Raw genomic sequence first — 24,695 nt, forward strand, 5'->3', positions numbered from 1 at the left:
GCTAGTCTGGAATTATTGATTTTGATTGTTTGAGATTGTAGTACTAGTTTTGTCGTTTTCTAGTTCTCTTATTAAAGAATCAAAACCGCTAGTGTTGTTTCCACCTTTGGCTAATAAAGACTGAATTTTATTTATTATCGCACTCATATTATCCGAGAAAAATCTCCCAAGATTATTAACAAAGTTTTTCAGCTTCTCAAATATACTAATTTCTACAGTTGAGTACTTATTGACAATTGGATATACAACTTTCCCTTTTTCTGTTTCATAGTACTCTTGCTCAGGCATCAACATAGATGTAAGTGGTTGCACCTGTTTTGCAATATCTGCTTCAGTTCGTTTATGGCTGAGGAATAAAACATCGTAAACTTTGCCATTCCAGGTAGCCCAATAATGATTTTGGAAAAACCACCGCTTGCCATCATCACAGTTAGGTTTTTTACCTTGGTATGGTGTAACTCCAGTTTCACTCAGAAAAGGTTTGGCAATGCTTTCAACTGTTATTTTTTCGATGCCAAAATACTCTTCTGCAACCTTTTTAAAAGTCCGAGCTAATGTCTGACAATCTCCTTCTGGAGAGCCTTTCAAGAGAGTTTCTGGACTCTTGCTCACCATTGTGTATTGAAATTGGATATTTCCAAAATTTTTGAATAGTTGTTCCAGAATTTTATCTTCTGGTAATGTGTCATCTATGCCATTTACTAGTGTTTTGGCTAGTGAGTAATCTTGTAAAAATTTTTGTTTTTTATCTGCTGAATTATTTGCTGCTAATATTTCTTCAGAGTTTGCTTGTTCGTTTCTGCTACCTGGTAAGTTCGTTTGCTCTTCTTCCTGGGTTTGCAGAGTAGGTAGATTAATTTGGCTAACTACAGAAGTAGCGACTCTATCCGCTTCTTGCTCATACCGATCTCCTTGTTGACCAATAGTGAGTTTTGGCTGTATTACTGATTCCAAGAGGGGTTGCATTTCTGCTAGTGAGACAGTATCTGCACGTTTCATCGCCATTTTGTCAATGTTATGACCAAATTGGGCAGAGTGTTTCTTTCCTTGCTGCAACGACTCATTCATCTTTGCTTGTAATACAGTGAGTCGTTCCTGTCCCTCTGGCGTAATAGTGCCTTGCTTGGCTTGGATTTGGAGTTTTGTTGCCTCAAACTGATGCTGTTGAAATTTCTGATTCTCTAATTTTGCCTGTACTATAGGCTTGTGGGAGCCAAGTTGAGAGTGATTAGTTAACAGTTGCGTAGGCGTAGCCAGTCTTAGACATCGCAACTGATTTTGTTCTGACTTAGAAGCGGATGAGTCAGCTTTTTTGTGGATTTGTAGCCGTTCTTTCATCGCTGGTTTCAAAAGTCAATAGTGGGTAATCTATATATTATGTCACTTCAAATTGCTTGATTACTTATACTTAAGTCGAATAGCTGAAACTTTCAGGTAGGGGCAATGCATGTATTGCCCCTCCAGTGTGTAGTTTTGCGTAGGTTAAGAACGCCGTACATTCAAGCAACACCATTCTTTTCGTTTCCACAGGGTAGCTACGACCCAACCATGTTTTTCTAAAGCGTCTGCAACAGCTTTAGATTGTTCTAGTAAAATACCACTGAAGATCGCCCAAGTTTCAGGTTTAGCGATCGCACTCATTTCTGGAATCAACTCAATAATCACATTAGCCAAAATATTGCATACAATACCGTCCACTGGTTTTTCAAGCAGTTTTGTCAAAACGTCTACACTCCCCAGTGCTGGTAGTAAACGTTCTGAGCCAATATCATTTAGGGCACCATTGCTGATAGTTGATTGCACTGCTAAAGGATCGTTATCTACTGCATAGACTTTTTCGGCTCCCAGTAGCAACGCCCCAATAGAAAGGATACCAGAACCACAGCCAATGTCTGCAATTACCAAATGTTCATGTTTCCCACTATTACCCACAAATGACTGAGGAACTCCACTCAGTCGCATTTCCAGGGATTCCAAACATAACTGAGTGGTGGCATGGTTGCCCGTACCAAATGCTACACCTGGATCGAGACGAATCACTAACCGTTCGGTTGTTTCTGGCAATGGTAGCCACGCGGGGTTGATTAAGAAGCGATCGCCGATTTCTTGCGGATGCCAATATTGTTTCCAGCTAGTTGCCCAATCTTCCTCATCAATTAACTGCCATTGCAGAGAGGGAGATGAAACTCCTATACAAAGGGCATCTTGACGCAGCCACAGTGACAGCGCTGCCAAATCTAAAAGCTGTGTTTGAATTGTCGATAAATAAGCCCTGACTAAAGATGAATTTCCTTTGTTTTCACTAGCTGTCCCACGACAGCCAAAATCTTCCAGTCGCCAAAAGATCGAATCTTCTAGGTCTGGTTCGCATAAAATCTGTAGTTCCCACCAGGTGTTTGCCATAAAAAAGTAAAAAGTAAAAAGGTAAAAGGCAAAAGAAAAAGTATTTCTTTTTACTTTTGCCTTTTTACTTTTGCCTTTATAGAGTTACTGTATACGCATCCCGAATACCAGGGACTTTTATAATCTCATCCAAAATGCCTTCAGGTAAAGGGTCATCTATACTTAGAGCCATTACCGCATCACCACGGACGATTTTACGACCTACTTGCATACTGGCAATATTCACATTAAAACTGCCGAGTAGGGAACCAAGTTTGCCAATAATCCCCGGCATATCGCGGTGCAAGGTAAACAGCATATATTTGCTAGGTGGGACGTTAATGGGGAAACCATCAACATCAGTTAGGTGGATTTCCCGCTCACCTAGCAAAGCACCTGTGACAGAGTGAGTCCCTAAAGTACCCGTGGCTTCTAGATGAAGCGTTCCAGCATAGTCTCTGATGGAAGCATCGCGGGTTTCGATTACCCGAATTCCGCGTTCTTTGGCTTCTATGCTGGCATTGACGTAATTTACCCGTTCCCGCAAAGCTTGGTAAAGTAGTCCTTTCAGGGCAGCTACTATCAAAGGCTGACTTTTGTTGGTAGCGAGTTCCCCTTGCAGACGAATATTGAGTACTTCCACCCGTCCGCCAGCTAGCTGTCCTACCAGATTACCCAGAGTTTCTGCTAGTTGCATGTAGGGTTTGAGTTCTTCCAACACATCGGGGCCGAGTCCGGGAATGTTGACGGCTGAACGGGCTGGTAATCCTAAAAGGACATCCCGAATTTGTTCGGCAACATCAATAGCCACATTCACTTGAGCTTCTGCGGTAGAGGCTCCCAAGTGGGGGGTGAGGATAACTTCTTTGCCTAGCGATCGCAATTCCGATTCACCCAGTGGTTCAGACTCGAATACATCCAAGGCTGCACCGCCGATTTTACCCGCTTTCAGAGCTGCGGCTAAAGCTACTTCATCAATGATCCCACCACGAGCGCAGTTGATAATCCGGGCTGTGGGTTTCATTTTTGCCAGAGTTGTGGCATTGATTAAGTGGGTGGTTTCTGGGGTTTTGGGGATGTGCAGGGTGATATAGTCTGCTTGCTGGAAAAGTAAATCTAGCTCCACCAACTGACAGCCAAGTTGTTCGGCTCGGTCTGTAGAAATAAAAGGGTCGTAAGCTAGGAGTTTCATCCCCATTGTCTTAGCGACAGCCGCAACATGGGAGCCAATCTTACCCAAACCGACAACGCCGAGAGTTTTTTTGTAGACTTCCGCGCCAACAAAGCTATTGCGATCCCACGCACCGCGTTTCACCGAGGCGTTAGCATCGGGGATGTGGCGAGATAAGGCCAAAATCATTGCTAGTGCATGTTCGGCAGCGGCAATTGTATTTCCCTCTGGAGAATTGACTACCACAATTCCCCGACGTGTGGCTGCGGGAACATCCACATTATCCACACCCACACCAGCACGACCGATGATTTTTAGCTGAGTGCCGGCTTCAATGATTTCTTGAGTTACCCGCGTACTAGAGCGAATCATCAGTGCGTCATACTCACCAATAATTTCGAGCAGTTGGGCTGGTTTTAGACCTAGTTTGACATCAACAGTAGCAACTTGCGAAAGAATGTCAATTCCAGCTTGGTCAATAGAATCTGAGACAAGAACCTTAGACATGATTACTACATTTAAAGCTACAGGTTTTGCTGCACAAGACTTTTTAGTTTAGTCTTTATCCGTCGCAATTCAGCAAAATTATTTGTTTGAATATCAACTTAACCTTTACTTACGCTACGTGCTGATGGTATCGAAGCGTGAGTTCCTTCCGATAGGTACTCCCTCCTAAGTATTTAAAAATGAGTGGCTGTTTGCACCACCCTGTAGCTAAATATAAAGCATTAATAGCACTAAGCACCTATATATTTATTAATAGTTAAGAGTTACCAAAATTTTATCGGCTTAAGCAATTTCCTTGGTGGGGTAGAAATGCCTATATTCTATACTGGGCTGCAACTTTCGCTGAAGCAATGCTCTGCATAAGCAGCAAATGAGCTAGTAACTATTATATCTGTCGAATCTTGTCTGTTTCTCATTACCACAAGTGGTATCTCTTAGTCAAAGCAAAACATTGCATAATCTAAGATAATCGGATTGTGATAGCTAGAATTTAGGCATCAAATAAATTTTATTGTTCATGATTCCGGCAGATTTAAAATTGTTTAGTAATTAAAAGCTAGCAACTATATTCAGTAGAGTATTTAATGTACATTAGTACTCTACTGAATATAGTTGCGGAGAAATCGCTATAATTCTGGTGAGCCAAATATCCTTTGAGTTTTGGGGAAACCAGCCATGTTAGAGTACAACTTGCCAAGGTACTTGCCCTCAGCCGAGGAGCTACCAGACTCTGACGAAACACCTGTGGATAATGAACTACAAGAATTGATACCAGGGTTGCTGAAGGCGATCCTGCTGATACTTTGGTCAGAACGCATGGACTGGCTATTTGCCATAGATATGGGTATTTATTATCACCCTGATAAACCGCCCATTGTGCCAGATGGGTTTTTGAGCTTAGGGGTAGAGCGGTTTTATGATGAAGAGTTGCGTCCTAGTTATGTGCTGTGGGATGAAAATGTTGTACCGATTTTCGTGCTAGAAGTAGTTTCCCAAAATTATCGCAAAGAATACACTACTAAATTGGATGAATATGCAGCGTTGGGCGTACTTTACTACGTGATTTATTCCTCTCGTCGCCGCCGCAAACCCCATCTGGAAGTACATAAGTTAGTTAATGGTAAGTATGAATTGCAAGAAAGAAACCCTGTTTGGCTACCAGAAATTGGCTTAGGAATTGGTTGCGAAAGGGGAAATTATTGCGGTGTAACGCGGGAATGGATGTATTGGTATGATGAGCAAGGACAACGGTATCTCACGCCCGCAGAACAGGTAAAACAAGAAGTACAACGCGCCCAACAAGAAGCACAACGCGCTCAACAAGAAGCACAACGCGCTCAACAAGAAGCACAACGCGCTCAACAAGCAGAAGAACGGGTGCAACAATTGACAGAACAATTAAGAGCGCTAGGAATAGATCCAGATAATCTGGGTTAAGTAGGTAAGCATAATTAAATAGTAAGATGTCATTGCGAAGCAATCGCAAAGTCTCTGGGATTGCTTCGCAATGACGGAACATATTATATTTATTCACGCCCATCTACTAGTTGAAAATATTTTGCAATATTTTCAACTAGTAGTCTGTCAATAAATAATTGATGGATAAATTCCTGTAGAGACGGCGATTTATCGCGTCTCTCTAACCGTCAAAATGAATTTGACAGACTACTAGACTGAAAAATCGGATTTTTCAGATTTATGTATTTTTCATACAGCAGAATTCAACAGTGGAGCAAGGAAAGCTCTGCTAAGTTGTCCGAATTGGTGAAGTCAGAAGTAAAACAGGCTTTATACCTACCTTTGAGACTTAAATTTTGTACTTAACCTTCCTTAAAATTTGCTGTAAATCATTGTTGAAATTTCTGCATTTTATCAATTAGATTACACACACTTGATGCAATTACGCCCATCTAACTTAGCGGCATATAGCGCTTGATCGACTACTTGCAATAATTCATCAGTGGTTTTTCCATGATCCGGAAACACGGCTACTCCACCTGAAACCGTTGTATATATTTCTTTACCTCTAGATTCCAACCGCGCAGCTTGAAACGATAACCGAATATGTTCGGCGTGTTCAAAGGCTTTCTCCTGTGTCAGCCCAGGTAAAGCTAATACAAACTCTTCACCACCATATCGGCACGCAATGTTTTGAGAATTACTATCACTATAGTAGCGAAGAAGGTCTGCAAATATCTGAATTACGCGATCGCCAGCCTGATGACCGAATGTATCATTAACATTTTTAAAATAATCGATATCCATAATTATCAAAGCAACTCGCTCAGAATCTCGCGTTGCTCGTATTAGTTCTTTTGGGAATATCTCGTCAAAATAACGCCGATTAAACAAGCCTGTCAGTCCATCCCGCATAGCCTGTTCTCTTAACTGAACTTGTAATGTTTGAATTTCAAGTACCTGTTTTTGCAAATATTCATTCGCCTGTCGCAGTTCAGATTCAGCCTGATAACGTTGGGTAATGTCACGCAAAACAAGTAAACGACCTGTTAACTGCTTGCGCTTATTGTGTAATGAAGTAATTAGTAGCTCTACATAACAAGGAGTTACCGAATCGATGAATATCTCAGTTTTGACGCTTTCATGAGTATGGTACAGCCTGATGATTTCTGGCCATTTTGCTATAACTTGAGCAGCTGGTTGTCCAATATGCTGCTTTTTTACCCCAATCAGATGTTTTAGCGCCGGATTAAAGTCAATAATCCGGTTTTGGGCATCCAGCACCAGCACACCGTCACTCATATTCTCAATTAACGTGTCTCTAGCTACAGGAACGAGATCAAACATCCGAAAGCGAAAAAGGCTAACAAAATAGAACAGTCCAGCCAGCATAAAGCTCATGGGAGTGATATTTAGACCAGGAGGAGTGAGGCGGAGCATATACAAGCTAGCGCCTAATATTGGTAATACTGCACCAGCTAATGCCATGCTTGACTGCCGACGAGACAGAACTGATGGCACTAAGGCTTTCTGAATAAGCATTACTACCCCTGTAAGTGTGTAGAGGTAAACGCAGGCCATAATCCAAAAAAAACCAAGATTATGTTGATAAATTACAAAATTAGTTCCTTTGGGATCTGGCAAAAAGCCAGACCAGACTAAACCATGCCATTCGTTTGTTGCTACCAAAATCACATTGAAGGTAGGGATAGCCCATAGCAACGCAGTATTTCGAGGCGTTAGCCAACGATTTTTATTCGTGAACTGCATTGCAAATATCAGGAAGAGTGTAATTACACTGCCTGAGCCGACATACTCCAGCTTTGACCAAAATATTTTTTCTCGGAGCAAAATTGCTCCTGCTTCCATTGCTGCAACTGTAGCGTATCCTGCGATCGCTAGCATCATCGAAATGAAAGGCTTGCTAGCCAAACAAATTGAGCGACGCTGCCAAGCTGCAAACGCAACAGTAGTTGAGATGATTACAGTAACGCTCAGAATAACAAAATAGAGATTGTACTGAAAAATCATGGTGACGAAGCATTTAATATTTGATCTCAACCTTATGAGATAAGTTTGAACAAGTCATGATATTCCTATGATTTTCATAATCATGTCAAAAAAGCCAAGTTATAGCAGAATTGTGCCCAATACTTCTCGGTTAAGTCAACTTAACGCGAAATGGGCGGTTATAAACCGGATTTACACAAACAAAACCCACCTCTGTGGGTTAAAAAGCCTTTTTCGCCTTAACCGAGAAGTATTGGAATTCTGGCTCATGAATTATTAGAGAAAAACTATTATTTTTTAGGAATAACGTTCCTGATTCCACTTTTATTAGAGACAGTATCACCTTTGTAGCGAGGGATAATATGAATACTGGCGTGCATAATATTTTGACCGGCGGCTCGATTGATATTCATTCCTATATTAAAGCCATCAGGTTCAAATTCTGCTTTCAGAATTTCTTGTACTTTATTCACCATAAACCAGCAAGCAGATTGCTCTTTCATCGGTAGTTCAAAATAACTGCTAACATGACGTTTAGGGATAACTAAAACGTGTCCTTTACTTATAGGATAGCCATCAAAAATAGCATAAGCAGTTGCTGATTCAGTTACTAGTTTGAGATTTTTATGAGGATTACAGAATATACAATAATTAGATGAATTTCGCTGATGATTATAGTGAATATATTCATATAATTCTCGATACTCATCTAAGCAGACTGAAGTAAAGGGAAGTTTTACAATACACTGATAGGTAGGTTTTTTATGGACATAATGTTCTCGAAACCCTTCTTTTTTGAGATCCCTTCTTACAGCATAATAAGCTTTGCCCCCTGGTTTTAATAAGTGTGATACTTCCATAAGAACATTAGTTTGTTCTTCGGTAAACAAAACATTTAAAACATAAAAGCAAATTATTGTATCGAATTTATTATCAGGATATTCTGGAAAATAATAAGGGTCATAGCCTGTAATATCACAACCTTTTTGGTGTAAGATTTTAACATCATTACCAAAGCCACAACCAAAGTCTAGTATCTTACCTTGGAGAAGATTTTGATTCAATAAAAACTGTGCAGGAAATGATAGATAACTTCTTTCGATCGCAGTAAGATGGCTGAACTGATTTTTTTGCTGTTTCATGGAATTTTGGTGCTGATGTCCCAAAATTATTATTCCCAGCATCTCTTGAGGTTATGCGATTTCTATGATGGGCTATGACGCTCGTTCGCGCCAGGGTGCTTTACCGTAGACTCGCTATCGGTGTCGCATCAGGATCAATACCTAAGCTCGCGTAACTATTCATCTTAGTTTTTCCCTACGATCTCTTAGGTTCCCAACATCTGTAAGTTATGCAAAGTGGCATAAAGTCCTCCTTGTTGCAGCAGTTGATCGTGACTTCCCTGTTCGATTAATTCGCCACGCTTCAAAACAAAAATCCGGTCTACATTGCGAATTGTAGACAGGCGGTGAGCGATAATAATGGCAGTACGTCTGAGCAATAGCTCGTTTAATGCCTCTTGAACTAAAGCTTCTGTGCCAACATCTAAACTAGCGGTAGCTTCATCTAATACCAAAATTTGGGGATCGCGAATAGCAGCCCGCGCAAAGGCTAAAAGTTGCTTTTGACCGCTAGAAATATTTGTGCCCCGTTCTCGAAGTTGAGTATCATAACCTTGGGGTAGTTCTTCTATAAACTGGGCAATATTGGTTTGCTCTGCTGCTTGTTGAATCTGTTCAATGGTATAGCCATCTCCTAAAGAAATGTTGCTTTTAATATCGCCTGCAAACAAGAAGCCATCTTGTAAAATCACTGCCATATAGCGCCGCAGTTCTGCCTGTGGGACTTCTCGAATATCTACGCCATCGATAAGAATGCGTCCTTGGGTGGGTTCGTAGAGGCGGCACAAAAGCCGGATGATCGAAGTTTTACCCGCACCTGTGGGGCCGACTAAGGCCACTTTTTCACCAGGACGAATGGTGAAATCTAAGTCTTTAATTACATAATCATCATTTTTGTAAGCAAACCAGACACGATCGAAGCGAATCTCGCCAAGTTCAGGTGGGGAAGTGATATCTGGGGATTCTAGATTTGCAACGATCTCGTCTATGTAGCCGAATTTAGCATCAAATATTGAAAAGCGCACATTGGCGCGATCGCGGATTTCTATCGGTTCATCTAATATATCGCCTACGCGTTCAATGGCGGTAAAACCAGCTTGAATGACTGTAAATTTTTCGGCAAAATCTCTTAAAGGGTCAAATAATCGCTGGGCATACAAGATAAATGCAGATAAAGTCCCAAAAGCTAAAGTTTTTCCTGAGAGTAACGAACTACCCATGTACAAAACAGCTGCGATCGCAATCAGCCCAATCCATTCTAAGGTTGCTGAAATAAATGAATCATAAAAGATGGTTTGATCCATTTGCTGAGTGTAATGGCTGTTGGTGGCGCGAAACAGTTCGGCATTAAATTTTTCTCTGCGGAATAACTGCACAACATTAATGCCAAGGACATTTTCTTGTAGCTGTGAGTTCAATATAGAAAGTTCTTCCCGCCCTTTGTAGTTGGCTTTGCGGTATTGTTGCTGAATGTAAACAATTAACCAGGTAACTGGTAACAGCATTAATAGCAACAAGCAAGTGAGTTGCCATTGGATAGAAAACATTAAACCCAAAATCACCAACATGGAAAACAAATTAGACACGATGCCAATTGCCCCAGTGGAAAAGACATCGCCTAATACTTCCACATCGCTGGTAATTCTGGTGATTAATTTACCTACAGGTGTGCGGTCAAAAAAGCGTACTGCTAGGGATGTTACGTGTTGGAATAAGTCTTGGCGAATTGCTACAGTGATTTCTTGCCCTAGCTTCTGTACTAAATAACCCTGGTAGCCTGTCAACAACAATCGGATTGCGATCGCAACAAACAACAATCCCTCCAGAATATTCAGCCCTTGGGACAAGGGGCGATTCTTGAGAAATTCGTAAGTGCTTGGTTCATTGCGAATTAGGGAGATAACTTGGCCAATCAACAGAGGTTGTATGGCATTAGCTAGTGCAAGCGGTACAAGTAGGGACATCGACAGCGTTAACAGTCGTCCGCTACGACGGGCATAAGGCACTAAACGCAAAAACAACCGCCAGTCATTTTCACGCCGACGAGGTTGTGTATAAGATTTTTTGAGGAATTGGTAGATGCTCATAGTAAGAGCATTATAGTTAACTACCCCGCTATATTATCCGATGGCGCTTCCCAATTCATCGGGAATAACCTCCAGGACTCTTTAGTTCTATTGGTCTGACATTCCTTTCAAGGGCAGGAGTCCTGATTCTCAAGACCCAAATCTTTTACCCAGACACTTCAGGGTAACTACCCAAATAACTTTTTAAGATATACATTGTACCAACTTGGTTAAGATATAGCAACGTTTTTGAGAATGGTCATCGGCCCTTGGGCTTTGAGAATCTCCATTTCTGCTGCGTTTCGCACTAGCAAAGCACCAGCGAATCCTAATGAATTCACAGAGATAGATTGGAAATGCTCCTGCCTTCGCGGTACGATCAACATCCATTCTCGTGTAGCTAGCAGATTGTAAGCACCCAATTGCCTTGCATCTAAACCTACAGCCCCTAGCAAAGTGCGATAAACTTCTAGTGTTGCTTGGGCTGCTGTAAATGGTGACTCCATCCAATCAGGGTTTAGTGGTGCAAAAGCGTGTATAAAAGGAAGCTTTGTTAAAGTTGCGTTCGAGTCTTGAAATTGTGTTGCTGTCAGTAAAGGTTCAATCGGTATTTGTGGCCCTGAAGATGCAAGCGGTAGTGGTACTAATTGCAAGTGTTTGTGTCGCTGACTAGCACCTGCATTTTTGCCACTGTTGTAAAATGCTAAACCATCAAAATCAGCTAAACACGCCCACATAGCTGCAAAATCTTCCAAATTCAGCAAACTTTCCTGTTCCTGGAAGGTACGGGTAACGATCAGCAGGTGATAATCTACAACATTGTATTTATTAAAGATACATACATGAGTATCGGAAATATCCGCCACAAATAAATCTTCTTCATAAGGCAAAAAAGGGTTAAACTCTTCACCAGAAATAACAGATTGTTTTTCCTGTTTCTCCTTAGCTGCTTTTTTGCGATTCAGGTTAGACAAAATCCGCACCAAAAAGCGCACGCCATCCTGTTCGACAAATTCAAATTCTGTCAGGATCGACAGTAGCGCCCCACATTGTAAAGCATGATTAGTCCGTTCTTTAACACTTGTCCATAAAGTGCCAGGCTTCAGTAAGATTTTCCCCTGTGCCATTTTATTCCTTTAGGCATGGTATGGAACACGCAGTCAACTTAATATAAAATTGGCGGTTATAAACCTTACTGGTTCTAACTTTATACGCATTATATTTGTGTGCCCCTACGAATGAGTATATTCCAAAACGGTTTAATAAAATACCAAAGCTTTCACAACAACGCAATACCTCCGCAACAAAACTGTCACAAATCATATCTACATTAGTAATACATCTAAATATCCTTCCAGACAGCAATGCAAAACCAACCTCGTGATGGAGAACACCCATCAAATAGCATTTTATCCAACACTGCTGATGTCAAATACCATAATCGAGCACCCTGGAAAAAGGCTGCCGCCTCTCTATCGCTGGTGCTGCTGGGATCGGGTATGACATTTGCAGGCGGCTATATGGCTGGACACCCTCAGCAGGTGTCTGAAAGTGCATCTAATTTGGCGGTGAGTCGAGTAAATGCGGCTCCTCCATTACCATCTGCCACAGATCCTAACTTTGTTACCCAGGTGGTACAAAGGGTTGGGCCGGCTGTAGTGCGAATTGATTCTTCCCGAACCGTAAAAACTCAGATACCAGATGAATTTAACGATCCATTTTTTCAACGCTTCTTTGGCTCTCAAATGCCAGAACAACAACAGAATCGCGTAGAACGGGGTACTGGTTCAGGTTTTATTATTAGTGCTGATGGTCGTATTCTCACCAATGCTCACGTAGTCGATGGTGCTGATACAGTAACAGTAACACTTAAGGATGGACGTAGCTTTAAAGGAAAGGTTTTAGGAAAAGATGAATTGACTGATGTTGCTGTTGTCAAAATTCAGGCGGACAATCTGCCTTTAGTTGCATTGGGTAACTCAGATAAACTGCAACCTGGAGAATGGGCGATCGCGATCGGCAACCCCCTTGGACTAGATAATACAGTAACTACCGGAATTATCAGTGCTACTGGACGCAGTAGCAATCTAATCGGCGCTCCCGATAAGCGAGTAGAGTATATTCAAACTGATGCAGCCATTAATCCCGGTAACTCCGGTGGACCCTTGCTAAATTATCGTGGTGAGGTAATTGCCATGAATACAGCCATTATCCAAGGGGCACAAGGATTAGGTTTTGCTATTCCCATCAACACAGCACAACGCATTTCCAGTCAACTAATAGCTACAGGCAAAGTAGAACATCCTTATTTGGGAATTCAGATGGTAGGGTTAACGCCTCAGCTAAAACAAAACATCAACTCAGATCCTAATAGCGGTTTGAGTGTAAATGAAGATAAAGGTGTATTAGTTGTGAAAGTTGTGCCAAATTCACCAGCCGCTAAAGCAGGCATCCGTGCTGGTGATGTTATCCAAAAGCTCGGTGGGCAAACAGTCACAGATGCCAGCAGTGTCCAAAAAGTAGTAGAAAATAGCCAAGTCGGGGGTGATTTGCGCTTGGAATTACGTCGCAATGGACAGAATCTTAACGTAGCCGTACAACCAGGTGCTTTCCCCACCCAACCAGTACAATAAAAGTTTTTCTATTGAGTAAAAGTGAATTTATTGGGATGGGTATTTTGCCCGTCCCTTTTTTTTAGGTGGCAAAGATAAGCTGGGCATTGCCACAAACATCAGAAGTTTTCTTCAAAAACAGAGTTATTTTTATATTTTTGATCCATGACATTAGTCACGGTACAGTTAATTACCTTTTTCACTAGTGTATAGCTCTTTTCAGCCATATCATTTATTTGTGAAACTGATTAATATTTTGCGAAATATTAATCAATTTGATGTCTATATCTACAGAAGGAAAGTTTGCGAATGAGTATTAAAAGAATGCTTGCTAGTGCAGCGCTGATTTTACCAATTGCTTTTACCTTTATTCCTTCCCAGGCCGATGCTCAGATTAGACGGTCTGTTAGGCGACCAGTTCCAGTTAGAATCATCAGAAAATCGTCGCCAGTTAGGGTTCGTACTCCTATTCAAGCGAGAAGAAGAATATTGGTTCCTGGACGTTGGGTGCAAACAAATCGTGGCCGTAGGTGGATACCTGCTCGCTATGTATATAGAAGATAAAAGACCTAAGCTGTCGTGCATTTAATTTGCATAGCTAGGGCGGGCAAGATGCCCACCCCAGAAGAGATTTATTTTTTGGAGGATGCAAATTAAAATATTTTCAGCTTACAAATGCAAAAAATATTGTCTATCAATATTGATTGCAGAGTTCTTTTTTCATAGATTTGGTTAGTGTTTAAAAATCCCCTTGGGAATATTTCTCAAGGGGATTTATTTCATATTTATTAATAAATAGGTAGCAATAAGTTACAACTGAATTTTAAGCTAGAGCTACTGCTGGTTGCGGCCAGCGTCCTACTGCCTTACCAATCACTGCTAATTCTTGCATCAATTTATCAAAACGGTCTGGTGTCACAGATTGAGGCCCGTCGGATAAAGCTTTGGCAGGGTTGGGGTGAACTTCTATCATCAGGGAATCTGTGCCAGCTGCGATCGCAGCCATTGCCATTGACGGCACAAACTCAGACCAGCCTACGCCGTGGCTGGGGTCAATCATAATTGGCAGGTGAGTCAGCTTTCGCAAGACTGGCACTACCGATAAATCCAGCGTATTTCGCGTATACTGGCGGTCAAAGGTGCGTATTCCCCTTTCACACAAAATCACATTGGGATTACCAGATGCCAAAATATACTCGGCTGCCATCAACCAATCTTCAATAGTAGCCGCCATTCCCCGCTTTAAGAGAACTGGTTTCGGCTGCGCTCCCACTTTTTTGAGCAAGGAGAAATTCTGCATATTCCTTGCTCCCACCTGAATCACGTCAGCAACTTCGACAATTTTATCCAGGTCGGCTGCATCCATCACTTCTGTAATAATACCTAGTCCACTAACTTCTCGCGCCTTCGCTAATAAATCCAAAGCACTCTCGCCGTGTCCTTGAAAGGCGTAAGGTGAAGTCCTTGGTTTGTATGCCCCGCCGCGCAAAAACTTAGCTCCAGCCGTCTTGACGCGCCGCGCTGTCTCCACAATCATTTCTTCATTTTCTACTGAGCAGGGGCCAGCAACTACTACCAAAGGCTGGTGTTCACCAAATATCACTTCTCCATTGGGAGTATTAACTACTACTTCCGACGCTTCACCGTGACGGTATTGGCGGCTGGCTCGTTTGTAAGGCTGCTCTACCCGCAATACCTGCTCAATCCAGGGACTAAGTTCCTGAATTTGTAGTGGATCTAAGCTAGCAGTTTCACCAACAAGACCAATAACTACTTTGTGTTGACCAACAATTTTTTCTGGAGTTAGCCCCCAGCTAGTTAGTTCCTCATCAATGCGGTTTATTTCCGCCTCTGGGGAGCCACTTTTCATTACTATAATCATGTGAAACTTCCTGATGAATGGAGTAAAATTTTTTGTAAATTGGCTAACTTTATTGTTGCCTATTGGCCTAATTATGAATAGTTAAAAACAAAATTTATTTACAAAATAAATAGACAAAATTATAGCGCTCAGTCAGTAGTTTTACTACTGGGTAGCTGGATGTAGGTATAAAAAGATTGTCTAATTTTAATTAGCAATGTTGAAGTTATAAAATTTCAACTTCAACATTCACTTCTTCATTTACCCAATACCACAGTTACCTAATATCTGAGCGCCATTAATTATGAGTTTTTTTGCCGAGTTTCGCGCCAAACTTCCACCATTCGTCCCCAATTGGTGTTGAACTCACCCAAACCTAGCAAACTTCCAACTCTTTCTTCATCCCAAGAGGCAGAAAGAACGCCATAAGTTATCCCTAAGACTCCCAAACCAAATAATCCCATGTTCACCAATAACACAGCGATGGGAGGTAGTTGGATGTCGGAGTAGATAGCAAGCAAATAGCTTACAACTAGGGCGCTAATGCCCAAAGCTGTTGGTACGCCACAGAACACAGCTACCCGTCGGATCATCCTCTGGCTGACTACTTGGGGAATAGCCATCTCTTGTTTAGTGTAAGTCTGTTTTTTATCAGCCTGTTTGCCTGATTCTTGTGGCTGTGCTGCTGGTTTACTTTGAGTTTTTGCGGGTTTTTGGCGCTTTTTGTTTGGTTCAAAGGGCAAGCGACTGCGTTCAGATTCTTCAGCAGACATAAGCGGTAGTTCCCTATCCACGAATACCGAGGCGAGCGATCAAAGCTTGATACTTTTCGCGGCTTTCCTGCGATATGTACGCTAGAAGGCGCTTGCGCTGACCAATTAGCTTCAACAGTCCCCGGCGAGAAGAATGGTCTTTTTTATTTGCCTGGAGATGTTCGCTGAGGCGGTTAATGCGCTCAGTTAGCATGGCAACTTGGACATCGGACGATCCCGTGTCGGTTTCGTGAACTTGGTAGGTGGAAATGATTTCTTGTTTCCGCAGTTGCGTCAGAGCCATGATTGATTCAATTTCTAGTTTTTCTAAATGTTATGTAGCAGTCTCCCATAATATCACAGCCCTTAAGCTGGATGTCGAATCATCTTTGCTGTTACACCTTGCAATTTAGAATACTAAGTAAAAAATAGCGATCGCATCTTAACCACCTTGCGAACTCCACCGCCCTAATTTTGCCAAACAATTATAGTTTCACAGAATTCTACAATTCAATTACTATTCGTTGTGTTAATCTCTTTGTTTGATAATCGTACTTCAATATGAGATACCAGGTAGGGGGTAGTCTTCGCAGTGACGATCCCACGTATGTTATTCGTCAGGCAGACGAAAAACTTTATACAAGCCTGAAGGCTGGCGATTTTTGTTATGTCTTCAATTCTCGACAGATGGGCAAGTCATCGCTATTACAGCGCACAAGTTATCGTCTCAGACAGGAAGGCTATAGCTGTGTTTACTTGGATATGACCACATTGGGTAGCGAAGATACTACACCAGAACAATGGTATAAGGGCGTTATTATCAGCTTGTTCTACGCCTTAAATCTGGTAGAAAAAGTCAAATTTAAGCAATGGTGGGAGATGCAAGCAGGTCTTTCCTCAGTACAAAAACTACACCAGTTCGTAGAAGAAGTGTTGCTGCCAAACACCAAAGCCGAACGTATTTTCATCTTCATTGATGAGATTGATAGTTTGTTAAGTTTAAATTTTCCTGCTAGTGACTTTTTTGCCTGGATTCGTCATTGTTATAACCAACAGGCACACGATCCGAATTTTCAACGCTTGGGATTTACGCTATTTGGGGTAGCCAGTCCATCTGACCTAATTTCTGACAAACGTCGCACACCTTTTAATATTGGTACAGCGATAGATTTACATGGCTTTCAACTCCATGAAGCCACGCCATTGCTAAAGGGATTAGAGGAAGTTATCACTCAGCCGGAAGCAGTACTTCAAGAGATTCTTTACTGGAGTGGCGGACAACCATTTCTGACCCAAAAACTCTGTCAGTTAATTGTCCACGCAGCTTTAGAAACATCCAATAGAAAAATTGATTTACCGCCAGGAACAGAAGCATCTTGGATAGAAGAATTTGTGCGATCGCAGATTATTCAACATTGGGAAGCCAAGGACGATCCTGAACACCTCCGCACAATTCGCGATCGCCTACTTTTTAATGAACACCGAGCCGGAAGATTACTAGGGCTTTACCAACGAGTATTGCAAGCAGAGAGTAGGGAACAGGGAACAGGGGATAGGGAACAGATAAAAGATACACTCGATCTTTTTGTCCGAACTGATGATAGTCAAGAACACACAGAACTGTTGTTATCTGGTGTAGTCGAGAAACACAAGGGCTATCTCAAAATTAAAAATCCCATCTATCGGAATGTTTTCAATACTGAATGGGTAATCAAGCATTTAGACAATCTCCGCCCTTACTCACAAACATTCAATTCTTGGGTAGCCTCTTCCTTTAAAGATGAATCGCGTCTTTTGCGAGGACAGGCTCTAAAAGATACTCAAAATTGGGCGCAGGGCAAAAGTCTGAGTGATTTGGATTATCAATTTTTAGCTGCTAGTCAAGAATCCGAACGACGCGAAGTACAGACGGCATTAGAGGCAGCCCGTGCCCAAGAGGTAGAAGCACGACTAACCCAAGAGAAAAAAACTGCTAAACTGCAAAGATTTTTGCTAATGGCAGTGTGTATTGGGTTGCTAGTTTCTTCCTCTTTGGGAATAGGAAGTTTCATTTTGTACCGTAAAGCTCTTAAAAGCGCAAATCAAGCTAGAAACAGCGAAACTAGAGCGCTTGTATCCTCTTCTGAGGGATTATTTGCCTCAAATCGCAGATTGGATGCACTTGTAGAAGCAATTAAAGCCAAACATAGACTACAAAAACTAGGTAAACCAAACACAAATATTCAGCGTCAAGTAGATAACGTATTACGCCAAGCAGTTTATGGAGCAGACGAGTACAATCGTTTTTCTGGTCATACAGCAGCTGTTTTAGCAGTAGATGTCAGTCCCGACAGTTCTCTGATTGCCTCAGCAAGTATAGATAAAACGATCGAGCTTTGGCGACGTGATGGCACAGAAGTTGCAACTCTCAAAGGTCATCAGGCAGCAGTTAGGGGAATCGATTTTAGCCCCGACGGCCAGACACTCGCCTCGGCGAGCGAAGATGGTACTATTAAAATCTGGAAGCAAAACGGCACTTTGCTAAACACTTTCAAAGGTCATACTGCTTCAGTCTGGGGAGTAGCATTTAGTCCCGATGGTCAGTTCCTTGCCTCTGCGAGTTTCGACAGAACTGTGAAACTCTGGAAGCGAGACGGAACCTTGCTGAAAATGTTTCAAAGTGACACAGTAGGATTTTGGGGAATCACCTTTAGTCCTGATGGTCAAATAGTTGCTGCTGCAAGTCTAGACAAAACAGTAAAACTGTGGAAACGTGATGGTTCGGGGTGGCAAAACGCCAAGCCTTTACAACCTCTCCAAGGTCATACAGGTTGGGTTGTAGGAGTAGCTTTCAGCCCTGACGGTCAGACCATTGCTTCAGCGAGTGAAGATGCAACTGTCAAACTTTGGCAGCGAAATAGCACAGATAGCAGCTACCGCTTTAATAAAACTCTTAAAAGTCATAGCGCTGGGATTTCGGGAGTCGCTTTTAGTCCCGATGGTCAGACTATTGCCTCCGCCAGTCTTGACAAAACAATTAAACTTTGGAACATTGATGGTACAGAACTGAGAACACTAAAAGGACACACTGCCTCTGTTTGGGGAATCACTTTTAGTCCAGACGGCAGCTTTATTGCCTCGGCAGGTGCAGAAAACGTTGTTAGACTCTGGCAAAGTCAAAACCCATTCCAGAAGCCGATCGTTGCCCATAAAGCTGGGATTTGGTCAATAGCGATCGCTTCCGATAGTTCAGCGATCGCCACAGCTAGCCACGAGAATACCGCTAAACTTTGGAGTCGCCAAGGTAAATTGCTGAAAACTTTTACTGAATCTGGGGGCGCAATCTTTGAGGTTTCATTCAGTGAAGACGGCAAATTAATAGCACTTCGCACTTCTGATGATAAGGTAAAGCTCAATAAGCGAGACGGCACTCTAGTCGCTACTTACAAAGATCCTCTCGGTAAACTCTTAGCAGCAGTATTGAGTCCTGATGGACAAACGATCGCAATGGCAAATGTTGACAAAATTGCTCAAATATGGAAACGCGATCGCTCTGCACCAAAGATTCTCAAAGGACATCAGGCGGAAGTTTGGCACGTCGTATTTAGTCCAGATGGGCGGCTTGTTGGTTCAGCCAGTGGCGATAGTACTGCTAAATTGTGGACACTTGATGGTAAGTTGTTCAAAACCCTTGTAGGTCATTCCGCGACAGTATGGAGAATAGCCTTCAGCCCTGACAGTAAGATGGTAGCTACTGGAAGTGGCGACAATACTGTTAAGTTATGGACAGTTGAAGGCAAATTGCTGAAGACTTTTAAAGGTCATACGGCTGCAATTTGGGGAGTGGCGTTTAGTCCCGATGGAAAAATAATTGCTTCTGGGAGTGTGGATGCTACCGTCAAACTTTGGAAGTTGGATGGTACAGAAATCACAACTCTTACAGGACATACCGCAGCAATTAGGGATATTGCCATCAGCCGGGATGGGACAATGCTTGTCTCAGGGGGTGATGACAACACGCTCATTCTCTGGAATTTACAGCGAATTCTCAACTTAAATGCACCAGCTTATGCTTGCGCCCTAGTGCAAGATTATTTGAAAACTAACACAGCATTAGAGGAGAGCGATGGCTTTGCCAACGCCAAGGGCGAACGCACTATTTGCGATCCCTTTAATTTCAACTAAAACTCCAAAGACTCCACTTTTTTCATCCTCGAAATTACTTTTCTTGTCTTTTTATTCTGATTCTGAGGGTGTGCTGTATACATGGTGCAGGATCTCTCGCACCTCCATTAAAATATTTCCTAGCATATTTTTACCACTACCATCAGATCCGCAACCCCAGTAAAAATCGATGGGCGAGTTTTCAACAATTTCTGCTTTGCCTGTAGAAAGTAAGATATCCCTAATATCTGTATGAGTTTGGAATTTACATAACACAGCTTGCCGCATTATGTCGTCTTTAACTTGTTCCCAATCTTGACGAAGAGGGCGGGTTCTTTCACGCCCCATTTTTGCTGCATCTTTAGGGGTTTTAACTAGACGGATTTTTTCTAGATGAGGTGTACCCACAAACTTTTGTGCTTGAAAGTAATGTTCGCTAGTTGACCAATATAATCCATCTAATTCAAAGCCGTGGGGCGAAAAGTTGGAGAAACAGCCATATTCTTCACGAGTACTATAAAAGTAGATTGTCATATAAATTGATACCGCTTTGAATTTTTTATAAAACAGATGATTTATTTTCTGCTGCTTCAATAAATGCCTCAAACTGACCATCAGGAGTCCATTGAATCGCGCCATCCCGTCCTGTAAAAAATAGTTTCGTTTTGCTTTGATTCAATTCAGATAAAACCTTTGGATCGAAGTTAGCCGAAGAAGCGATCGCTACTTCTGGTTGCAGAGCAATAACTAAATCTTTTAATGACTGAGGGTCACACCACAGCACTTGTGGACGAGACAAACTCCCATTTTTAACTAATTGCTGTACCTCTTTAGACTTGACATTGCCAACTAATAACCAATTCTGATCTAAAATTTGTAATTGTAAAATAGGTAATTGATCGTTGATTAATTGTGCCACTATTGAACCAGTTTTTACAGCTTGACCAACTGCCATCGGTTGGTAAGAACCCTGATATTTTTGTAATTCTTGTTGAATTGCCTGGGTTGCAATAGAATTTTCTGGATTAGGGGAATATTCATAAAAATTCTTTATTGGTAGACGTTGCAGTAATTCCAACCAAGCATTACTTTCATTGCGTTGAAAATCAGTTGCGATCGCCCAATTAATTTGATTTACACCTTGTTGTTGTAAAAACGGAAGGATTGTGAAACGTCCAGTCCCTTCATCGCCACTATTTATTACAGTTACAGTCCCTCTATCTTGAACAACTACAATTGGTTCCGTACCAGATTCTAATACCGTTATCCTAAATAATGTATTTGTAGAATGCCAAAGGGGAATAAATACTAAACCAATCGCCATCACATTAGCAACCCACCACCGACGCTGCCACCAAGGGACTAGCCAAACCAGTATAATCAGTGCGTAAATCGCTAAAAGCTGCCAACTAGATATACTGCCGACAGCAACAGAATTTCCGGGCAACTTGCTAAAATATTCCACTAATTTAATTAGCCAGTCTGTCGGGTAATGCAACACCGCAGCCAGGAAACTTCCTGCCTGAGTCCAGATTAAACCTACTAAGGCACTAATGATTCCACCGATACTAATGATCGAAATTAATGGGGTGCTAACCACATTCAGCAAGAGACTATAAGATGGTACAACCCCAAACACAAAAAGTTGTACAGGTAAAGTCCAAAGAGTCGCAGCAAGGGGAACGGCAATCAAAGCAGCGATCGCAGGTGGTAGCCATCCTAGACGGTTAACTAACGCAGGTACTGTTACAATTAATCCCAGTGTTGCTAAAAAACTTAATTGAAAGCCTAAATCCCAAATCCATAGAGGATTAAACACTAATAACAGAGTTGCTGCTAATAGTAACGAACCGAACTGTTTTACCTTCCTTTTTAATAGCAGCCCAACTAATGCCGCAAAACCCATAATTACGGCTCTGAGAACCGCAGGCTGAAAACCTGTTAAACTCAGAAAAATAATTAAAGCTAAAAATCCAAGGGTAAATTGTGTTCCCTTTTTTGCCCGCCTGGTTAACTGTAAGATAACACTCAGAATCAAAGAGGTTTGGAACCCGGAAGCTGCCAAAGCATGAGCTAATCCTGCTTGTACAAATAAGTCGCGGATATCGTAGGGTAAATCAACAGCTTTGCTTCCCAACACCATTGCACTGACAAGAGGCCCTTCAGGAATACCCAACCAACGAACTTGCGATCGCACAATTCGCTCCCGAATTTGCCACCATCCCCATTTACGTTCCCGATCCAAAACATTTATTTGTCGCCCAATCAAACCAGCAAACGTTCCTTCCTGCTTGAGAAACTTCTGAAAATCAAAACCACCAGGATTGGAAGCCGCCTTTGGTTTGTACAAAATCCCAGTCACAGCAATTTGTTGACTAGGGTATAACCCAGTAGCCTGAAGTATAGGCACTGTCACATACAATTTGCCCGTTACCCCTTTTGGGACACCTACTGAACCTTTTTCATTTTTAACCTCATCTATCTGAGTCGCTTCCAGCCAAAATTGTCCTCGCTGACTGCGAGTTAATCGGGGATTACTCGCTACTTCCCCACGAACAATCACAAGTTGCTCTTGATTATTGCTATTTCCAGGCGGAACAAACTGACTAATATCTTTTGCACCTGGTTGCGGCACTCGCCATTGAAAATATAAAGTTGCCAATAATCCCACCAAACCAGCAGCTAACCATATTCGAGGATGGGAATTAGTTTGCCAAGTGTTAGACACAGCCTTATTTTTACTTCCAGCCTTTTCTGCTTTCTGAGCAAGTTGTTGTAAATTGGTGCGTCTTCTAAAAACAATTGCTCCCACTATCCCCAAAACCAAAATCCATACACCACCCCAAGGGACTGCTGTAAACAGCAACCCAAAAATATAACCAAGACAAATAATTACACCACTGGTTTGAATCATAAGATTTTTTGTAAAAGCACCTGACACCCCGAATTTGCATTTGGCTTAAAAATAGCTAGGGTAGGAATAGAGAAAAACCCACGTTGTTGAAATTGGCAATGAAATTCAAAAATAAAATCTTCTAAACTCTTATTATCTAAATCTAGATTCCCTCTACATAAGCTTGGCATCTCTTTAATCAGCAACAGTGACAAATTTTTATGCTTGTGGTGAAGTATAGTCCATCAAGTTTATACAAACAAAGCCCGCACAGGCGAGGCGGGCCTTATCCTTGTAGCCTTAATGTTCTAGACTCAAGATTTAACAGTATTTTTGAGCTTTAGCAATAGCCACATTATTAAAGATGTGCCTAGCTTGATAGAATGCAAAATTAAGGGTTTCTTAAGCTACTGAGGCAAGTTTTGTCTATGTAGGCGCGACTTCTACTTGCCCACCAGGTATAACTGGTTTTAAATCTTTGAGCAACGGAAAACCCAACTTCTCCCTTTGCTCAACATATAAATGAGCAACCTTCCTAGCCAAATGCCGAATCCTGGCAATATAACGAGTTCTCTCCGTCACCGAAATTACACCTCTAGCATCCAGCAGGTTAAAGGTGTGCGAACACTTCATTACATAATCTAAGCTAGGCAAGACCAATCCTCGCTCCGTTAATTGGGTAGCTTCCTGCTCATACAAATTAAATAGTGTAAGTAGCAACTCAGGGTTTGACGCTTCAAAGTTGTATGTACACTGCTCAATCTCACTTTGCAGAAAAACATCTCCATAAGTAATGTTGTCCGTCCACTGGATCTTTGTAAATGCTTCTACTTGCTGGAGATACATTGTCAGCCGCTCTAAACCATAAGTAATCTCAATCGACACAGGCCGACAATCGATTCCCCCACACTGCTGGAAGTAGGTAAATTGAGTAACTTCCATCCCATCTAACCATACTTCCCACCCAGTACCCCAAGCTCCCACCGTCGCATCTTCCCAGTTATCCTCTACAAACCGAATATCGTGATCTTCAGGACGAACACCTAAAACCCTTAATGAATCAAGATAAATCTCCTGGATATTATCTGGCGAAGGTTTTATCAAAACTTGGTACTGATAATAGTGCTGGAAACGGTTAGGGTTTTCACCGTACCGCCCATCCGTCGGGCGACGACACGGTTCAACATAAGCAACAGCCCACGGTTCGGGTCCTAATGCTCTTAAAAATGTCTGGGGATTCTTAGTACCTGCTCCCTTCTCAATATCGTAGGGCTGGGCGATGAGACAACCGCGATCGCTCCAGAACTGATGCAATAGAGATATAACCGATTGAAAATTCACAACTTCCCCCTTTATAACTAGACACAGTGCATAAACCATTGTTGCCTAGAAGCCTGTACTGTGGGGAGTTAGAGGGGACAGAAAAACAGTTCCAAAATATTTTGGAAAAAGTAGTTGACATGAGGAGATAGGTTCGGTATATTGAATAAGTGCCTGAAGCGGAGCGTTGAAAAGCGACGCTTTAAGGGATACCGAACCTTGAAAATATTATAGTTTGAAAGCAATTATACAGCAAGTGTATTGCGTCAAGAAAATAAAGATAACTAAGCTGAAGTTAAAAAAGAGCAGCTAATGAGCTTACAAACAAACCAAAACGGAGAGTTTGATCCTGGCTCAGGATGAACGCTGGCGGTATGCTTAACACATGCAAGTCGAACG

Annotated in this window: 17 protein-coding genes and 1 rRNA gene; 5 read left to right on the plus strand and 13 right to left on the minus strand. The window is 41.9% G+C overall.

Features of this window, described 5'->3' with window-relative positions:
- Positions 1-12: 12 nt before the first annotated feature.
- From CDG77_RS19650 to serA, 3 genes are all read right to left on the minus strand, one after another.
- Positions 13-1,338 (minus strand): hypothetical protein, encoded by a 1,326-nt coding sequence (locus tag CDG77_RS19650; protein WP_094331017.1) that lies wholly within the window; start codon positions 1,336-1,338, stop codon positions 13-15.
- 144 nt (positions 1,339-1,482) lie between these two features.
- Entirely contained in the window at positions 1,483-2,403 is a 921-nt protein-coding gene (prmA, locus tag CDG77_RS19655) for a 50S ribosomal protein L11 methyltransferase (RefSeq protein ID WP_094331018.1), read from the minus strand.
- A gap of 76 nt (positions 2,404-2,479) precedes the next feature.
- On the minus strand, positions 2,480-4,060 hold the full coding sequence (gene serA / locus CDG77_RS19660) for a phosphoglycerate dehydrogenase (RefSeq protein ID WP_094331019.1): 1,581 nt from the start codon (positions 4,058-4,060) through the stop codon (positions 2,480-2,482).
- Positions 4,061-4,735: 675 nt separating this feature from the next.
- On the opposite strand from serA, the gene CDG77_RS19665 reads away from it, so the two are divergent.
- Positions 4,736-5,497: a Uma2 family endonuclease gene (locus CDG77_RS19665; protein WP_094331020.1), complete on the plus strand. Its 762-nt coding sequence runs from the start codon at positions 4,736-4,738 to the stop codon at positions 5,495-5,497.
- Positions 5,498-5,941: 444 nt separating this feature from the next.
- Here the strand turns inward: CDG77_RS19665 and CDG77_RS19670 are convergent, their stop codons facing one another.
- From CDG77_RS19670 to CDG77_RS19685, 4 genes are all read right to left on the minus strand, one after another.
- A complete protein-coding gene (locus CDG77_RS19670; RefSeq protein ID WP_094331021.1) occupies positions 5,942-7,549 on the minus strand; it encodes a histidine kinase N-terminal 7TM domain-containing diguanylate cyclase in 1,608 nt (535 codons plus the stop codon).
- Positions 7,550-7,818: 269 nt separating this feature from the next.
- Complete coding sequence (locus CDG77_RS19675; RefSeq protein ID WP_094331022.1) at positions 7,819-8,670, minus strand: HIT family protein; 852 nt, start codon at positions 8,668-8,670, stop codon at positions 7,819-7,821.
- A gap of 185 nt (positions 8,671-8,855) precedes the next feature.
- Positions 8,856-10,736 (minus strand): ABC transporter ATP-binding protein, encoded by a 1,881-nt coding sequence (locus CDG77_RS19680; protein ID WP_094331023.1) that lies wholly within the window; start codon positions 10,734-10,736, stop codon positions 8,856-8,858.
- A gap of 209 nt (positions 10,737-10,945) precedes the next feature.
- Complete coding sequence (locus CDG77_RS19685; RefSeq protein WP_094331024.1) at positions 10,946-11,842, minus strand: ATP adenylyltransferase family protein; 897 nt, start codon at positions 11,840-11,842, stop codon at positions 10,946-10,948.
- Between the two features lie 237 nt (positions 11,843-12,079).
- On the opposite strand from CDG77_RS19685, the gene CDG77_RS19690 reads away from it, so the two are divergent.
- Both CDG77_RS19690 and CDG77_RS19695 read left to right on the plus strand, forming a co-directional pair.
- The gene (locus CDG77_RS19690) at positions 12,080-13,348 is read left to right on the plus strand and encodes an HhoA/HhoB/HtrA family serine endopeptidase (protein WP_094331025.1); all 1,269 of its coding nucleotides are present in this window, start codon (positions 12,080-12,082) and stop codon (positions 13,346-13,348) included.
- 288 nt (positions 13,349-13,636) lie between these two features.
- Positions 13,637-13,891: a hypothetical protein gene (locus CDG77_RS19695; RefSeq protein WP_094331026.1), complete on the plus strand. Its 255-nt coding sequence runs from the start codon at positions 13,637-13,639 to the stop codon at positions 13,889-13,891.
- Positions 13,892-14,150: 259 nt separating this feature from the next.
- Here CDG77_RS19695 and aroF read toward each other — a convergent pair whose 3' ends face one another.
- The 3 genes from aroF to rpsO all read right to left on the minus strand — a co-directional run bounded on the left by aroF (position 14,151) and on the right by rpsO (position 16,244).
- Positions 14,151-15,209, minus strand: coding sequence for a 3-deoxy-7-phosphoheptulonate synthase (gene aroF / locus CDG77_RS19700; RefSeq protein WP_094331027.1), 1,059 nt, complete (start codon positions 15,207-15,209; stop codon positions 14,151-14,153).
- 281 nt (positions 15,210-15,490) lie between these two features.
- A complete protein-coding gene (locus tag CDG77_RS19705; RefSeq protein WP_094331028.1) occupies positions 15,491-15,961 on the minus strand; it encodes a PAM68 family protein in 471 nt (156 codons plus the stop codon).
- A 13-nt stretch (positions 15,962-15,974) separates the two neighbouring features.
- Positions 15,975-16,244, minus strand: coding sequence for a 30S ribosomal protein S15 (rpsO, locus tag CDG77_RS19710; RefSeq protein ID WP_094331029.1), 270 nt, complete (start codon positions 16,242-16,244; stop codon positions 15,975-15,977).
- A 257-nt stretch (positions 16,245-16,501) separates the two neighbouring features.
- Here rpsO and CDG77_RS19715 point away from each other — a divergent pair, with 257 nt between their 5' ends.
- A complete protein-coding gene (locus CDG77_RS19715; RefSeq protein ID WP_094331030.1) occupies positions 16,502-20,104 on the plus strand; it encodes an AAA-like domain-containing protein in 3,603 nt (1,200 codons plus the stop codon).
- 51 nt (positions 20,105-20,155) lie between these two features.
- Here CDG77_RS19715 and CDG77_RS19720 read toward each other — a convergent pair whose 3' ends face one another.
- From CDG77_RS19720 to glyQ, 3 genes are all read right to left on the minus strand, one after another.
- Positions 20,156-20,617 carry an NADAR family protein gene (locus CDG77_RS19720; protein WP_094331031.1) on the minus strand — a complete coding sequence of 154 codons (462 nt, stop codon included), beginning with the start codon at positions 20,615-20,617 and terminating at the stop codon, positions 20,156-20,158.
- A 25-nt stretch (positions 20,618-20,642) separates the two neighbouring features.
- Entirely contained in the window at positions 20,643-22,997 is a 2,355-nt protein-coding gene (locus CDG77_RS19725) for a ComEC/Rec2 family competence protein (RefSeq protein ID WP_094331032.1), read from the minus strand.
- 405 nt (positions 22,998-23,402) lie between these two features.
- On the minus strand, positions 23,403-24,317 hold the full coding sequence (glyQ, locus tag CDG77_RS19730) for a glycine--tRNA ligase subunit alpha (RefSeq protein WP_094331033.1): 915 nt from the start codon (positions 24,315-24,317) through the stop codon (positions 23,403-23,405).
- A 310-nt stretch (positions 24,318-24,627) separates the two neighbouring features.
- Here glyQ and CDG77_RS19735 point away from each other — a divergent pair.
- Positions 24,628-24,695, plus strand: a 16S ribosomal RNA gene (locus CDG77_RS19735); the annotation flags it as partial.

The organism is Nostoc sp. 'Peltigera membranacea cyanobiont' 213, assembly GCF_002245975.1.
Taxonomy (GTDB): domain Bacteria; phylum Cyanobacteriota; class Cyanobacteriia; order Cyanobacteriales; family Nostocaceae; genus Nostoc.